The organism is Paenibacillus sp. J31P190 (genome assembly GCF_059692075.1).
Window position 1 is genome coordinate 13,407 of record NZ_JCAUAS010000003.1, and the last position, 16,697, is coordinate 30,103.

The 16,697-nt window shown below is 45.3% G+C and carries 7 protein-coding genes; 1 reads left to right on the forward strand and 6 read right to left on the reverse strand.

Annotated features, from left to right (window positions below; translation table 11 throughout):
- Window positions 1–151: 151 nt before the first annotated feature.
- From AC58U0_RS07120 to AC58U0_RS07140, 5 genes are all read right to left on the reverse strand, one after another.
- Entirely contained in the window at window positions 152–2,536 is a 2,385-nt protein-coding gene (locus AC58U0_RS07120; protein ID WP_497378285.1) for a helix-turn-helix domain-containing protein, read from the reverse strand.
- A gap of 555 nt (window positions 2,537–3,091) precedes the next feature.
- A complete protein-coding gene (locus tag AC58U0_RS07125; protein WP_497378286.1) occupies window positions 3,092–8,791 on the reverse strand; it encodes an endo-alpha-N-acetylgalactosaminidase family protein in 5,700 nt (1,899 codons plus the stop codon).
- A 984-nt stretch (window positions 8,792–9,775) separates the two neighbouring features.
- Window positions 9,776–10,345 carry a hypothetical protein gene (locus tag AC58U0_RS07130; RefSeq protein WP_497378287.1) on the reverse strand — a complete coding sequence of 190 codons (570 nt, stop codon included), beginning with the start codon at window positions 10,343–10,345 and terminating at the stop codon, window positions 9,776–9,778.
- Between the two features lie 227 nt (window positions 10,346–10,572).
- Entirely contained in the window at window positions 10,573–10,899 is a 327-nt protein-coding gene (locus tag AC58U0_RS07135; protein ID WP_497378835.1) for a TniQ family protein, read from the reverse strand.
- A 493-nt stretch (window positions 10,900–11,392) separates the two neighbouring features.
- Window positions 11,393–14,023 carry an adenosylcobalamin-dependent ribonucleoside-diphosphate reductase gene (locus AC58U0_RS07140; RefSeq protein WP_497378289.1) on the reverse strand — a complete coding sequence of 877 codons (2,631 nt, stop codon included), beginning with the start codon at window positions 14,021–14,023 and terminating at the stop codon, window positions 11,393–11,395.
- A 420-nt stretch (window positions 14,024–14,443) separates the two neighbouring features.
- Between AC58U0_RS07140 and dat the strand changes: the two genes are divergently transcribed.
- Window positions 14,444–15,274, forward strand: coding sequence for a D-amino-acid transaminase (gene dat / locus AC58U0_RS07145; RefSeq protein ID WP_497378290.1), 831 nt, complete (start codon window positions 14,444–14,446; stop codon window positions 15,272–15,274).
- 191 nt (window positions 15,275–15,465) lie between these two features.
- Here dat and AC58U0_RS07150 read toward each other — a convergent pair whose 3' ends face one another.
- On the reverse strand, window positions 15,466–16,305 hold the full coding sequence (locus AC58U0_RS07150) for a lipoate--protein ligase family protein (RefSeq protein ID WP_497378291.1): 840 nt from the start codon (window positions 16,303–16,305) through the stop codon (window positions 15,466–15,468).
- Between the last annotated feature and the right edge of the window lie 392 nt (window positions 16,306–16,697).

Below are 16,697 nucleotides of genomic sequence, written 5' to 3' on the forward strand. Positions count from 1 at the left end.
ACTTAGCCGATAATGAATAGGCTCTTTATTTCATTTCCTGTGTATTTTCGTAAGAAATGCAGGATAGAAGTAAAGAAATCACTAGACATTAAAAATCGTCATTATACACGTGTATAATGAAATATGGGCAGCCCGCGAAGAGGCTGCCCTTCTATATGTCTGAACCGGTTTTGGCTGGTATCATTCTTTCACGGTATTTGCCCGGCGTAATGCCCTCCAGCTTTTTAAAGGCGCGGATGAATACGACATAATTATTATACCCGAGCTTTTGCGCGATTTGTGCAATGGTCAGATCCTTGCTTCCCAGCAGTTGTTTGGCGATTTCGATCCGCTTATGCGTCACATAATCTAACAGATTTTGCCCCTGATTTTTTTTGAAGAAAGTAGAAATATATTGCGGAGTCATCCCGAAGCGACCCGCGATATGCGCCAGACCGAGGTTCGGATCATCGAGACTATGGTCAATCAGGCTAATAATCTCCTGAAGCAGTTGCGTATTGTGATCGGATCGTTCCACATTGAACGAGCGGGTGAGCGTTTCATACAGCTCCTTCGTTTTCTGGTGCATGCCTTGCGCCGTCGGATAGCTGAAAACCGCTTTGATCGGATCGAAGTCCGCTCCAAGCACTTCTTCTTGGTTCGTATTCGTGGAGTTAAGGATTTTCAAAAACGTGCTCGTTACGTTAAAGAACAGGCATTTTCCCAGCTCCGGCGTCATGTGGCTTGAATCGAAATTCATCGAATAAATCTTATCGAGCAGTTTCTCAACATTGTCGGTGTCTCCGCTCCGAACGAAATTGGTGAGCTGTATCTCGATTTCAAGCGGATAATAGTAGTGCTGCTTGGCATCGATAATATCTTGGAAATGGATAATGGCATTTTTCCCCACAATGAGTCGATATTCAAGAGCCGCCAGCGCTTCCGGGTAAGAATTGCGAATCGCTTTGGGACCCTGGTGAATCCCACCGGTCGCCACTGTCATGTCGATTTTGAACCTTTGCGAGATGACGCTGTAGAGAGACTGGGCCATTTCCCGAATATCAGATTCGGCGAATTCATCTCGACCCGCCTCCAGGTTGACAAGAAATACGAGCCGATCACGGTCAAGCTCGACTGAGAATCCCTTATGATTAAGCTCAATCAGATCAATGCCGATATTCGACACAATAAACCTTACACACGCCCATTCCTGTTCGGATTCTTCTTTGGTAAAGCCATGAATGTCCTCGATCTTGACAAGGAGGATGGCAAAACGGTCGCTTACAAACGATAGCTCCATATACCTGAGCGTATCTTCGCTTTCCGCAGAAACGTCAACGTCCATATAGCCCTGTAAAAGACGAGATAAGTAGTTGGCCCGGATGAAAGGGATTTGCTGCGCCAAAGTGCTTCGCAAGTTTTTCTCTTCGTGGATTGAGCCTTCGATCGTTTGCCGGATAAACTCATATTCGTTAGAGGATGGACGCTTGATCATGTCTTTTCCGCGCATAATCGCATTCACTGTTTTTTGAAGAGGCTTATAATTCCGGTAGGCCCCGACAATTACAGCTAACAGCCCGGCAATCAAACAGAGGACGAACAGCCCGATAGACCATTTTTTAATTTGATTGACCTGCTGCATAAAAACGTCGTTTGGCGTTATGGAAACATATTTCCAGCCCGCTTTTTGCGAAGACGTAAACGACACCATTTGATCAGCTCCAGCAAATCGATATTCGAACGGAACCGTGCTTTCTTCCATGCGCCTTAGTAAATCGGACGGAAACGGCGTTTCACTGGTACCCATGATCGTTTTCCCTGTATCATCAATGATGTAAATGACGCTATGGCTTGCTGATTCAAGACTGGCGAACATTTGTTTAACCTGGTCGACGTCAATCAACACGATAAAACTGCCTAAATTGTCAGATTGCGAAAGGACGGGCAACGATTGCATATAGGTAATAACTTCTTTTGGCATATTTTCAATGTTTGAATACGAATCGACACTAGTGGAAAGTGAAGCAACGGGTAAGTAGGACATCTTATGCTCTTGTTTCAATAGCATTCGCCAATGATCATACGACATGTTTTTCATGGCGTAATAGGTGGAATAAAATGTCCGCGAATCGGTCAACAAATCGGCCTTAACAATCGTATCGCTGCTTGCGAAATAAACGTAATAATCAAAGATAAAACTGCTCGTCATACTCCCATACTTGCTCATCTTATCCCGCATGAATTCAACGAACCCGTATCTATCAACCTCATCAGCATTAGCAGGGATTTTGAGCATATAATCCAGCTTTGGGTCGAGCGCAACCTGAAGCATTAAATTATCAACTTCAGACAATTTATTGTCCAGCGACATCTTCAACTGCTCGAGCATCGCCGCATTGGAACGATTTGTACTCTTCTCCAGACTTTGTTCCACTTTGGCGTATAAAAACAGCCCCATTGCAAGCGGTATCATTAGTATGAACAAATTGGACGCGATCATCGTCGAAAGTGCGCTTTTGCGATTGTTGATAAGACGTAAAATCATAGGCAATTTCAAAACAGGACACACCCATTTCTCAGATTTATTTTTTTATTAAATATTTGTAACCCACCAATTGAAGAAGTCTATATGATCGGCAATTAAATCCTGTTTATAGTCGAATAGCAGATTTCAGAAGATCGATATATAAGGGAGACAGTAATCATGTTCCGAAACATGGATTTCTTTTGTTTGGTAAACAAAGCCAGCAGATTCAAGTAGGAACTCCTCTCTCTCTTAGGTGTAAGCATTCTCAGGTATTTACTCTAACCGACAACACCTGTCACATGCAAGGCTCAATTTTCGAATGAACTATACTTTTTTAATAATTATCTAATCTCCATAAATTCAAAAAAAGAGAATGCTCCCGCGCCTGCGCTTGGGCTACATCCTCCAAATTCTATAACGAATAATAAAAAATTTATGCACATACGCGATTAGTATTGCGTCGTGAGAGTCTCGTCAATAATAAATTTGGTTACGAAAGTTTTTGCCATGTGGAAGGGCTATCCCCGACCGATTCCGTTCGGACTCGGAGGATAGCCCTCAAAGATGGTTCACCTATAGACTTATTTACTGCTGAAATACAACCGTCGGATTGGTAGATGTATCGATCACGCTTTCCTTGTGTGTCCCCCCGTAGGAGATCCCGAAGGTATAAGAGCCGGGCAGCAGCTCCTTGCTGACCTCACCGCCACTCGTGCTTCCGATCGTCCGCCAACTGCCAGCATAATAGGAGGCAACACCGCCATTAAGCGGATTCCCTTGACTGTCCTTCAGCTGCACCTTGACGTTCACCGTCTGGAAGCCGATGACAGCGTTCGTCGACGTATCCTGCACCTTCTCCTTGTATGTGCCTTCATATGTCATCGCAAATGTGTAGGACCTGGACAGCAGTTCCTTGCTAATCTCGCCGCTGCTTGTGCTTCCGATCGTCCGCCAACTGCCCGCATAATAGGAGGCCGCACCGCCGTCAAGTGGATTACCTTGACTGTCCTTCAACTGAAGCTTGACGTTCACCGTCTGGAAGCCGACGACGGCGTTCGTTGACGTATCTTGCACCTTCTCCTTGTACGTGCCTTCGTATTTCATTGCAAATGTGTAGGACCCGGGCAGCAGTTCCTTGCTGACCACTCCACCGCTCGTGCTGCCGATCGTCCGCCAGCTGCCGGCATAATAAGTGCCCGCACCGCCATCAAGCGGATTCCCTTGGCTGTCCTTCAGCTGCACCTTGACGTTCACCGTCTGGAAGCCGACAACGGCGTTGGTACCCGTATTTTGCACCTTCTCGTTGCGTGTCCCTTCATACGTCAACGCGAATGTATAGGACTTTTTCGGCAGCGATTTGCTTACCGATCCGGAAGCGTCGGTGATGCCGAAATCTTTCCAGCCGCCGTCATAATATATCACGTTGCCGCCGCTAAGCGGATTGCCGTTGCTGTCCTTGAGCTGCACCTTGACTGCGTTCGTCGCGAGCGTAAAGCCGAACAGCTGAGGAAGCTCGACATTTCCCGCTTTGTCTGTAGACTTGTAGAGCAGGCTATAGGAGCCGTTTGTGTCGAACGTAACGGGCGCCGTATACAGCTGCCAGGAAGTCCCGTTGTCTAGGCTGATCTCGGTTTTGGCCACACCCGATAAGCTGTCGTAACTGACCAAGGTGACCGTGACCGGATTCACGTATGTGCCGTTCGGGCCGTCTGGTGCTGCCGGCGCTGCGGTAGCTGTCGTCAAAGGCGGCGTCGTATCGATCGTAACAGGCGGCTGCGTATCGATCGTTACCTTACTTTGGCCCTTAACGCCGGAATTGTCAGTCGCTTGAGCGACCACAGTTACGACTCCGTTTTTATGAGCGGTGAGAAGACCGCTCGCATCAATAGTCGCCTCATCGGTAGTCGTCCCATTGTCGCCATATACAGCCCATGTAACCGCCTTGTTGGTGGCGTTATTCGGCTGCACAGCAGCGGTCATTTGCAGCGTTCCGTTCACCTGGTTGATTAAAGTTTTTCCGTTCTCGCCGCTAACTGCAATGGAACGGACCAGAACATCGTCAACCTTATAGACATTAATTTCTGCTGCTGAGGCGTAGTCGTTCACTCCCGCGATCGCCTCCAGCTTGATATAAGCTGCTGAAACCGGAGCAAATACCGCTTGTTTCAAGGTCGCATTCGCATTCCACGTTCCGCTTGCTACCTTGATATAGTTCACATTATCCGTACTCGTATAAATATTGTAGGACGTAATGATTCCGTTCGTTTGTCCATCTTGTCTGGGCAAGTAGCTCAGCTGCGTGACTTTGGAAGTTCCGCCCAAACTCAATGTGATGCTCTGAGGCATCGGATCGACATGGCGCCAACGGATATGCCACATCGTATTTGGAATGCCGTCTAATACGTTTGCTGCGGCATTATTGGCACCAATAGTTTCTTGACTCGTCGCCGTTGCCGTCATTTGTGAATGTGGAATCTCGACCGGCTCAGGAAGCTCGTCCGACGGCGTCGGCGTTATCGGCGTAGAGCCCGATGGTCCGCCCAGGTTTCTTAACGTCACATTATCGATGGAAACGTTCGTCCTTTTTTTGACGTAGAATCCGGTGCGTCCAGCTGTTGTTTTTAGCCCCGAAATATCGCCGTCATAGAGCAATACTTGATCAACCTGGAGCTTATAACGGCTGCCCGTATACGTCAATTTCACCAAATGTGGAATGCCTTGGGTCAGATGAATGCCGTTGTTTTCTCCCGGAGGGGGATCGTTTATTGTTCCCGTGTGCCCTTGCGGATCCATATAGAACCAACCGCCTGCAGCCGTATCATAATAGATTTTGGTATAGCTGTCCGGCCCGGTGTAACGGATGACGGCACCCGCTGTATTGCCGGATTGCGGCGTGATCGTGAACGTCATTTCACCGTCGCCGATATCTGGCGTATTCTGATCAAGCGCTATCGTACTGTACTGACTCGTATTCACGGATAGCTGCTGGTTCAACACCTGGAGCTGCCCCTCACCATATCCGGCGATCCATCCGCCCAACTGGCCGTCGTCGAACGTCTGATCCGCTGTCTCGACCGGCGTCACTGTGCCTCCATCCACGGTAAAGTCGTCGATTAGGAGCTCCTGATTGCTATCCAAGCTCAATCCGCCGGATTTTTTGGTAATGCGGAAGCTGTAATCATCTGCACTGCCCGTCGTAAACGTCTTGCTGTAAAAGTATTTACCAACGTCGAGTGTATCGCTCCACTGATCAACGGCGCTCGATCCGTAACCGCTGGTTAACGCAAAGCTGTAGCTGTTCGCATACTGCACTTTGTACGGGAAGCTTACCGTGTAGGTCGTATTCGGCAGCAATTTAAGATTCGTTGGAATCGTGCGAACGATTTCACCAGAGGCGTTATTGCCAGCTGTCAATTTAAACGAATAGTTTCCGCCCAGTGTATTGTAAGTGTATCCTGCATGCAATCTCGCGATTTGATGAGTCCCGCTCATATAGACGAACGGCGTGAGACTTTCCTGGTTGCTTTCGAAATCTTCGAAGAAGTAATGACTGCCTTGCGGCGCCTTATTTACAAGCTCGACCACACGAATATCGTCCAAATCCGCTTCCGCTGTTGTCGATCCGGCAACCGCGTTCACTTTCATGTAGAAGGTTGCGCTTGTAGAACCGGCCGGTACGGTAAAATTGACCAAGATCCGCTGCATATAGCTATTTCCGGACCAACCTCGGGGCGTATTGTATTCTTTGTTCGGAATGTTCGACTTGGTGAGCGTATTGGTCATTTCCGCACCGCCATAGTCCTTCACTCCGATCGTCAGCGTCCGACCGTTCTTGACCTCCGCATATACGGATGCCTGGTACGTTTTGCCCGGCGTTAAACCGGTTAGCGTCTGGGCAATGGTTGCATCGGTGCCGTTGTTCCCTTTCACCTGCAGGTACGTTCCCCCGCCCACATCCGTCTGGATAGACACATGACTTGTGCTGCCACCGGTTGAAGTGACGTTCCAATTATTCAGCAAGCGGCTGTCGAAACCGGGATCCTTGACCAGACCGCCGTAACCGAAATTGAATTGAGAAGCCGGGGTGATCGCATCCGCTTGACCGCCCTTATAGACAACATAAGGCGTATTCGCGATTGCGTTGATGGTGATCTGACCGGAGGTCACCGGCAAATTCGTCACCAATACTTTACCGATATCCGTAAGCTTATACAGATCGACAGTCGTTACGCCTGCCCAACTAGCGGGAAGTGCCCATGTCGTATTACCGCCTACAGAGTTCCAGTGGTACAATTTGGTCTCTGTTTGTGGATCCCATGGAAGCAAATATTGAGTCAGCTGAGGCGTCACAGTCTTCCCGTGATAATTTGCATCGGTGGTTGGTACGATTTTCTTTTTAAACTCTTTTTGGTACGTTGCGATCAATGCTCCATTCTTCCTCAATTCAACTTTAGGATTGTTGGTAACATTCGTCCCGTCATTCGTTACCGTGCCCGGAGTCACGACTTGACCGGTCAAACCTCCTTGGAAGGTAACACTTGTCGTTTGATTCAACGTCTGATCGATGTTCATCTTCATAATTTCGTGATTCTGCATGTATTTAAAGAGCAAGTTATTCGTAAAGAAGATTTTCATCTGATCCTGGACAGTTAAGTTACTATCTCCCTGATCTTCGCCTCCATCGTCTCCATATGACATGGAGCCTGCATGACGGCTGCCAAGCAAAATCGGATCGTACATAAATTCATCGGTCACATGGTTTCTGATGAACCTTTCCACCTTGCTTTCGTTCTGTACAACGTGATTCCAAATGCTGTAGCGGTCGAGTGCCCCACTGAATTCCGTGCCGATCATAAAGCCGTTTTTGTTCAATTCGTGCGCCAGCTTCCACTGAGCGTAACCATTACCGGAATACACATCGAGGTACGTCCATTTCAAGTCGGGAACGTTCTTGCGAATTTCAGCGATTCTGGCAGCCAATCCGGTTGGCCCGTTATCGATCGCATCATCCCAGCGCTTTATGTTCTCTATAGGGGCAATACCTTTCCAGTCTAATGTCCCTTGAGACTTATCTGGGCTGTAGTAATCCGCTGCGCGATTTAGTTCTTTATGATTGATATGGATGCCTACATACGCATTTAACTTGAGGGCTTCCGTCGCTAATATGTTCAGATCCGTCTGTCCGCCAGCTTTTGAGTCGAAATTCCTACCATAATCCGGCTGAAGATTATTCCCTTCCATCTGACCTTTAGCCTCAAAGAGCTGTCCAAAGCCGTCCGAATACAGATAAAATTTCTTCAAATTATCAAGCACACGCAGGAATGGCCATTGCGTCAGCATTCTGGTGTGGGAAATGTGCGGCGACACTTTCGGGATGATGTCGGAGCCGAAAGGAAGCGTCATAATTTTCCGATAGCCGATACCGCCATCCTGCCAGTTCACGACTCCGTCCGAATTCGCATCGGCGTTAATAGCAACCTTCACGTAGGGGAGCTCAACGGTGTCTTGCTTGCTGCCGTAAATTTCCCGGTATGTCCAAGGATGGCTCCAAACGCCCAGTTTCTTATAGCCGTTTTTCGCAACAGTCTGGTAAACGTAATGTTTCTCGTACTCATTGTATGTCGGGCTGATTTTTTGGTCTTCAGGCACGAATTCGAATGCGTTGCTGTAGACCGATGCCGCAAGCTCGTTCGTATTCAGGATCACATACGATTTCCCGACCGGGGCTGTATCCAGTGCTTTGTTCGCAAGCAGATTGTATTCTTCCTTCGTGCTGTTCCATGACCGCACATCGACACCCGTTTCCTGCGCGCCTGCTTGCGTATCACGGATGGAGATCAGACTTTGGTTCGGAATTTCAACTGTGCGGACCAGCGTGGAACCGTTTTCTTGAATGTTCGTCACTTTGAAGCTGAGCACGTTATCGACAACCTCAATCTCGACGGTTAGCACGACATTAATGCTAGCGAAAGTAAGTGTATAGTTTGCCTTATTAGCAGCTATTTTCGAGAACTGTACCGCTGGCGTATAAGAAACGCCATTGATGTTTACCGTGGAAAGAGCGTCCTCTTGACCGTACATGATTTTTCCGTTGCTCAGCCATTCGTATTGAATGACCCTTGGAAATTGGTCGTCAATCGTAACTTGCATGTCTGCGGATTGAACTGTAGCCGAAGCAGCATGAGCTGTAGGAATGCCTAAATCCACCGTCTGTGCGGCCATGAGGAGTGTCGCGAATAATGCAGCGAACTTGGTAAAACGGAAAGATTGCTTAGTTTTCAACACTTTTTCATCTCCTTATTTTTAAATCGGAATAACTAAACACCTGATCTGCTACCGTTCGGAAATAACTCACCCCCTTTACAAAAAAATTCGGGTCGCAGCCGAAAGCAACACTTCTCATGAAATTCGACCTTCAAGCCGGTTACTTTCTCCAGTTCTTTGTACATGCCCATTTTTGCATGCGTTTTCATTTTTGAAGAGGCTGCAGGATGATTGGACACCCAATAGGTCAGATTCGTCAGCTGCTACTCTTTGCTTGACGACGGTGACACTGATAACGTCTCAAATTGTCAACAGTTTACTGATGGTTAAGTTTTCCTAGCTTCTGGTTCCAAGTGTAGCCTCACGAAGACGAAAGTGAATAGGCTCTTTATTTCATTTCCTGTGTATTTTTGTAAGAAATGCAGGATAGAAGTAAAGAAATCACTACGACATTAAAAATCGTCAGTATACACGTCTATAATCAAATATGGGCAGCCCACTAAGAGGCTGCCCTTTTATACGTCTAAGCCAGTTTTGGCTGGCATCATCGTTTCACGATATTTTCCCGGCGTTCGTTAAAGAAGAAGGACCGGATTGAACGATCCGCCCATCTTGGTCTCCTCATAGTTCTACGTTTGCGGCTATTTTCTCATTTCACTGAAAACGCCGAAACCCCCATATTATTGAAAATAAATTCAGGGTAAGAAGCAAAAAATTAGACCGTCCCTCATCCCCCCAAAGACGGATAAAGTTAATACTGCAAACTCCTCTAATCCCTAAGCATCTGAAGCTAACTTAGCCAGGCGATCATCGAGAAAGATCCTGCCTGCTCGCATACGAATCCGGAAACCGGCAGAATACCCGACCCGATAGCCGAAGGTTGAAGTGATCTACTGAACAAGAAATTTAGAAATATGAATCAAACAAAGCCCCCCATAAATAGAGGAGTTATTTTCTTCTTTTAAACGGAGTAATATAATTCTTCTACTCTAATACGTTTTAAACCTAATAAACGAACAGTTTCCCCGAATGAGATAATTGCTCCAGTATTCTTTCGGATACTAATAGAGTTTTTATAAAATGTTTGATAGAAATCCCTAATATCATTTTTAGATAGTAACCAAATTTTTTTCCTAAACTAGTTATGTTTCCATTAATTAGTCCACTAGAAATTAATCTCTCTGCAACCTTCTGATTTAGTTGGAGAAATCTCATCATCCCCTCCTTGGTCATATAAGTTTCCCCTTTATTTTTATATCGCTCTACAAATTCCCTTTGAACTAATACAGTTTTGTTATTATTATTGATACTTACAATCTCCTCAAGATCTCCATTTTTAATTAGAGAGACAATACCTGCTCTTGTCATTCTAAGAATTTTTGCAACATGACTCGCAGTCATAATAATGCTGGTATTATTGCTAGATATTTTAGCAAGAGCATTATAAGGCATTAAGCCCTCTTTCCAATTATTAATTATATGGGTTTCGAACTCAGTTCTGATAAAATCGTAATTTGAAATTATTAATTCTCTAAATGAATTTTTATAATAAATATTTTTTTTTTTGCTTCTCAATTGTCATTAATTCATCTAAGAAAGAAAAAAAATTGTTTGGCCAAGTCTATAAATAACCTTACCGCCTTTTGAATAATTTGATGCAGTTTTAATATCTCTTTAACGCTGAATTGTAAATACTGCTCAAATAGAATTGTTGATATAACAAGTGAAACTCGCATTATCAGATAAATTAAATCAACTAAATTGAATGTTTGTAAATGAGTGTTCAGATTTGTGCTCGTCCCTCAAAGTAATGCATCCATTTGTTCAGCAAAATAACACTCAGAATTATCTACTACTTGCTTAGTTAAATTTGTGTATTCTAATCCACATTTACACCTCAGATAACTTTTATTATCTATTTTAATTTCTCGTTCGCAATTAGTGCATGCAACATTTAATAGAATGTTATGCTTTGGACATACAGTAACTAAGTTAATATCCCAGATCTTTCGAAAATGAGGTGATTCTTTTAAACATAATGTGCAAACCCTAGTTCCGCCGCAATTAACTCCACTCCCATTCTCCCAATGTAATTTATAATTACCTCCCTCCCAACAAAAAAAACGAATTGATTATGAAATGTTAATTCATAAAGTATTTTTATTGCGATTTCATCTAAGGAAAAAGACGACTTCTTGAGCATAAAAACAATTAATTTGATGTTTCCCAGTTTTCAAACCCATCTCCTTAAATAATTCCATAGTAGTGACATTATTAACACTTACTAGTCTTGCTAAATAACCTCTGAGACTTTTTATATGAGTATGGATCTGGTCTCTTTAAGATTCTTTGCAATTCGATTACCTCCTTAAATTACTAAAATCAAACTCTATCAGCTTTTATGTTTACAAGAGAAGTAATATGATAATTAGACATAAAAAAAGGGAACTAAGGATATTTTTTAATCCTTAGTTCCCTTTTTTAATACAACTGTATTTTTATGCAAAAGCATGCATAAACGTTTTTTTGAAACAAAAACTACAGTAAAATTTGAAACATTTACAGTTATTTATGAAAAATAACAGAAGAAAGGAAAACCAGGGCTTCCGCCCTGGCTCAATCCTAAGAACACCTGCTGTACCCGCAGTTGACGCAATTCTTACACCCTTCGCTGTTTACCAGCGAAGCGGATCCACACGACGGGCACAGGTCCTTCGGCGCAGCGCTAACCGCGCTGCCGCCATGACCCGTGTGCCCCGCTGCCACTACCGGTGCCGGTGCTGGCGCATCCAGCACTTCACTCGTCGCGGTAACGTAGTTCCGCGCGTCGTCTTGCTCGTTCATCACTTCGTCGTGCTGCTCGAGCGCTTTCGCAACCGCGTCCGCGATGGACTCGACGCGGTTGTTGCCGAAGCCAATGGCGCCAGAGCCGCCAATGCCTTTCAAGTGCTTCACGAGCAGCTTCACTTTATCGCCGTGATCGCCATAACGCAGGAACAAGGAGCACACGCGACCGAGTGCTTCGGACATTGCGAACACATCGGAGCCTGCTTTTCCTACGTTGAGGAAGATTTCACTCGGCGTACCGTTCATGTCATTAATCGTGATATACGCCATCCCGAATGGTGTATTCACTTTATATGTTGCACCGCGTAGAATTTGCGGGCGGCGTTTGTATTGTTTATCGAAGACTTGCTCCGTCTTCGCATCCACATCTACAGCTAGTTTGCCTGATAGATTAGTAAAGCTCTCTTCTTCTTTCACAGCTTCCGCTGCAACAGCCACTGGAGCCGCTTCTGCTTTCTTCTCTTCTTTTTTCTCCGCGCTTGTACTCAATACTTGCACATCACGGCTGCCATCACGGTAGATGGTTACACCCTTACAACCTAGATCAAATGCCAATTCATACAAGCGTTTCGTCTCTTCCACGGTGAAATCCGCAGGACAATTCGCTGTTTTGGAGATCGAGCTGTCTACCCATGTTTGAATCGCAGCTTGCGCTCGGATATGGTCTTCCGCAGTCAATGTCATGGAGGTTACGAAGTAATCCGGCAGCTCTTGACCCGGATTCGCATCTGTCCACTCCTGTGCGATCGGCACATACTGTTTATCAAAGCCAAGACGGCTTTGGCGGTAATATTCAAAGGCAAAGTATGGTTCAATGCCTGTCGATGTACCCACCATTGTCCCCGTACTTCCAGTAGGTGCTTGGGTAATTACGGTTACATTGCGCATGCCATTCTGCTTAATCGCATCGCCAACTTCAGGGAATACTTTCGTCATGTTTTTCATAAAGCCGCTCTCAAGGAACTTATCTTCAATAAATTCTTTGAAAGACCCTTTTTCACCAGCAATTTCAGCCGATGCCAGATAGGCTTCCCTAGCCATAAAGCCATAGATTTTGTCCAAAAACACCAAGGATTCCGGACTTCCGTACCGAATTTTCAATTTAATCATCAGTTCAGCAAGGCCCATAGTACCTAAACCTACGCGGCGCTCGCCTTGTTGATTCGTACGATTTTCTTCAAAATGATACGGTGTCTTATCGATAACATTATCAAGAAAGCGAGTCGAATAACGGACCACTTTGGCCAAATCTGCCCAATCCACGTCATGCTTCCCCACATCATAAAACTTAGATAGATTAATAGCAGATAAGTTGCAAACGCCCCAAGCCGGAAGCCCCTGTTCCCCGCATGGATTCGTACAAATAATCGGATTGAAGTACCAACTGTTGGACATTTGGTTGTAGTATTCCAAGAATACAACACCCGGTTCAGCTGATTTCCAAGCAGACTCAATGATTGTATGCCAAACATCACGTGCTCTTACAGTGCGGTAAGGCTTGACGGATTTACCAAGCTTTTTCCAAGCATCTAAGTTGCCATCCCATTTATCGTTATAATCAGGGTCCGTCGTATCCGGGAAAACAAGCTCCCACTCGAGATCTTCCTTAACGGCTTTCATAAATGCATTGCTAACACAAACGGATAAATTTGCATTCGTGATTTGACCCATCGTTGACTTAACAGTGATGAAATCCTCAAGATCAGGGTGCCAGTCGTTAATCATGAGCATAAGAGCACCGCGACGGCTGCCGCCTTGTTCAATTAAGCCTGTTGTATAGCTGAACAACCCCCCCCAAGAAACAGCCCCACTAGATGATCCATTAACACCTTTCACAACAGATCGGCGTGGACGAAGGGAAGAAAGATTGATACCAACTCCACCGCCGCGTGACATAATTTCAGTCATTTCCGAGAGTGTGCTCATAATTCCGCCTCGGCTATCGTGTGGAGACGGGATCACATAGCAGTTAAATAGGGTCAGTTCATCACTTGCATCAGCACCAGCAGCAATACGTCCGCCTGGTACAAGCTTCCAATCATCAAGAATATATCTGAATTTATCTGTCCATTCTTTGCGTTTTTCAGGGGTTGCTTCTACCGATGCCATTGCACCTGCCAAACGGTCCCACATTTCTTCTGGTGTCTTCTCAATATTTAAAGTGAGCTTTTCCACTGCAGATTCAACAGTCTCACCACTTCTTGTCCTTACTTTGACGGTATTGCCATTACGACTGATAATTTCGCCAACTTCTTTGGCTGGGAATTTAGGGTCATCCTTCGTTAAAACGAGAACGGTATCGCCCACCTTGGCCAAACTCGTATCCGCATTTTTGAGTGCATAACGATCCAAAAATATTTTCTCGCTTAATCCATCCAGCTTCTTATTAGACTGTACAATCCCCATCCATAATTCCCTCCCAATAAGCTACATACTCAGCTACAACTAAAATTAATTTTACTTTATGAAGTTTATGTAAAATTACAATATGTGGTGTGCGAAATTCATTATACCTCACTATATATTGATCTTCTAATAGCTAAAGAACCAAATTTCGTTATTAAGACAACCCTTAATCATATTAGCTAATCCTTACTTACTAATTCTCTCTTTTTCACGGTCAGAATAACCAAATTTAATCATTCAACCAAGCAAGATGAGATAGGCTATACAACTCGTTTTGACGATCGTTAATTCCTCTGTTAACCTATAAATAGGATATCACATTTTACTTCTTTTTAGAACATTTGTTCGATAAATATCTTTATTAAAATATGGAAAATGATTTCAGTACTACTTTAGATAACGCTTGAGGAGATGTTGGATATGTATTTCTTTAAAAATGATTTCGTCAACAAGAAGGACGTTCTTATTTCACCCGATGATCGTGGCTACTACTTTGGAGATGGGATATATGAAGTATTCCGGGTATATAACGGGAATATTTACGAGCAAGCTGCTCACATGCAGAGACTCCAAAGAACCGCAAGTGAAGTGCGGATAGAACTACCCTTTACTATTGAAAAAATGGGTCAAATTCTCACGCAGCTTATTGAAAAGAATGGTCTCAATGAAGGCACTGTTTATATGCAAATCACGAGAGGCGAAGCTCCTCGGGCACATCCGTTCCCTGCTCAAGCTGTGCCCATTCTGCTGGCCTACTGCACAGAGGTGCGCAGACCCATCGCCACGATACATAATGGCATTAACGCAATCACATTAGAGGATATCCGCTGGCTGAGATGTGATCTCAAAACGCTCAATCTTCTCCCAAATGTCATGGCCAAACAAGCAGCGCTTGATCACGGGGTGCAAGAAGTCGTGCTCCATCGCAGCGGTACTGTCACCGAATGCAGCGCCTCTAATTTGATGATGATCAAAGATGGCGTACTTTACACGCACCCAGCTAACAATTTGATCCTTCATGGAATCACTCGGGCTGTCGTTTTGAGAATAGCTCACTCACAAAATATCACAGTGAAAGAAGAATCCTTTACGACGGAGCAGCTTCTGCTGGCTGATGAAGCTTTTATCACGGGAACTACCGTGGAAATTACACCTATCTTACAGATTGATGGCAAAGCAATTGGAACCGGTGTACCAGGTCCGATTACTCGCAACCTGCAGAGTGATTTTGAACGTACTTTTGCACAGTAAGAATAAGCGCGTTTTCCGCGCTTTCACTGAGAGCTCGCCGAGCCAACTGTGTCTGAGAAGCCGAAACTGACTTCTCAGCAAACCATCCTGCGCGTCCACGCAGAATAAAGAATGGGTAAGCTTTGCTAAAAAAAAGCACGCTCCTTTCCTAGAAAGGTCCGTGCTTTTTTGCTCTTTCCACACGCTTTCGCTTAACGACGCAAATTCCACTCATCCGTGCCATATTTCTCACGCACAAGATGCTCAGAAAGCTCAATCTCATAAGGTGTCAACGATTCCTCCACAAGCTCCACACCAAGACCCCGTGCGATCTCACGACGAAACGCATCCTCCACCTGTCTGAGCGTTACAGCCTCTTTTCCTTGCGCCCGAAGCAGCTCATTAATCGCCACAGCTTTCTTCAAAAAGCTCGTCTTCATTCGATCCGCAACCTTCTCATTGGAGAAACGCAGCATGCGAAATAGCTGATCGGTGTCCATGTCGAGAAGGATGGAGCCGTGCTGCAGCACGACATTTTTTTGCCGAACCTGTGCGCTGCCGGCGACTTTGCGTCCCTCAACAACCAGTTCATACCATGAGGGGGAATCGAAGCAGGCCGCTGATCCGGCGGATGCGTACTTCTCCTTCTCCTCATCACTCGCGAGCTGGACCATTTCTGCGCCCAGCCCAAGCGCCCGAAATCCTTGCAAAAGCCCCTCGCTCAGCACGCGATAAGCTTCGGTCACATTTCGCGGAATGCCCGGATAGTCCTCGGCAACGATAATGCTATATGTCAGCTCCTTATCGTGTAGAACGGCTCTCCCCCCGGTTGGACGCCTTACGAAGCCAATTCCCTCATTTGCTACCGCTTCCTGATCAACTTCCGATGCCTTTTGGAAATACCCAATCGACAGCGTTGCCGGATTCCATCCGTAGAATCGTACCGTAGGAGGAACGAGCCCTTCACTATGGGCGGTCAGTATTGCTTCATCAAATGCCATATTTTCAGCAGGAGATCGATCTCCTGTATGTATAAAACGCCATGTCGTCATCTCTTTCTGTCACCCTTCCCACTTTGCTATCCGAAGACAACCTATATCATATCATAAAATCGTACATGCTTACGATGTTAGAGTCGGTGGTGAGACTCTGCCTGCCAATGAAATCCAGAACATAATCCCAAATACAAGAGCTAGCTACTCCAAGTAATCAATTCTCCACACGGGAGCTACAATTAATCGGTTATGCGGTTACTTCATGAGCCATAGCCGACAGTGTCAGAGACTTCTAGTAACAAGAAGCTGCAAAATGTGCAGCAAATTATCATCCATATTCCTTTATTAGTCATTATCATGCATTTTGTGCAGCAAATTTCCGAGTTTTGGCGTGAAACGAGCCGTAATTGCCAGATTAGCTGCACTTTTTGCAGCAAATCTTTCAAATA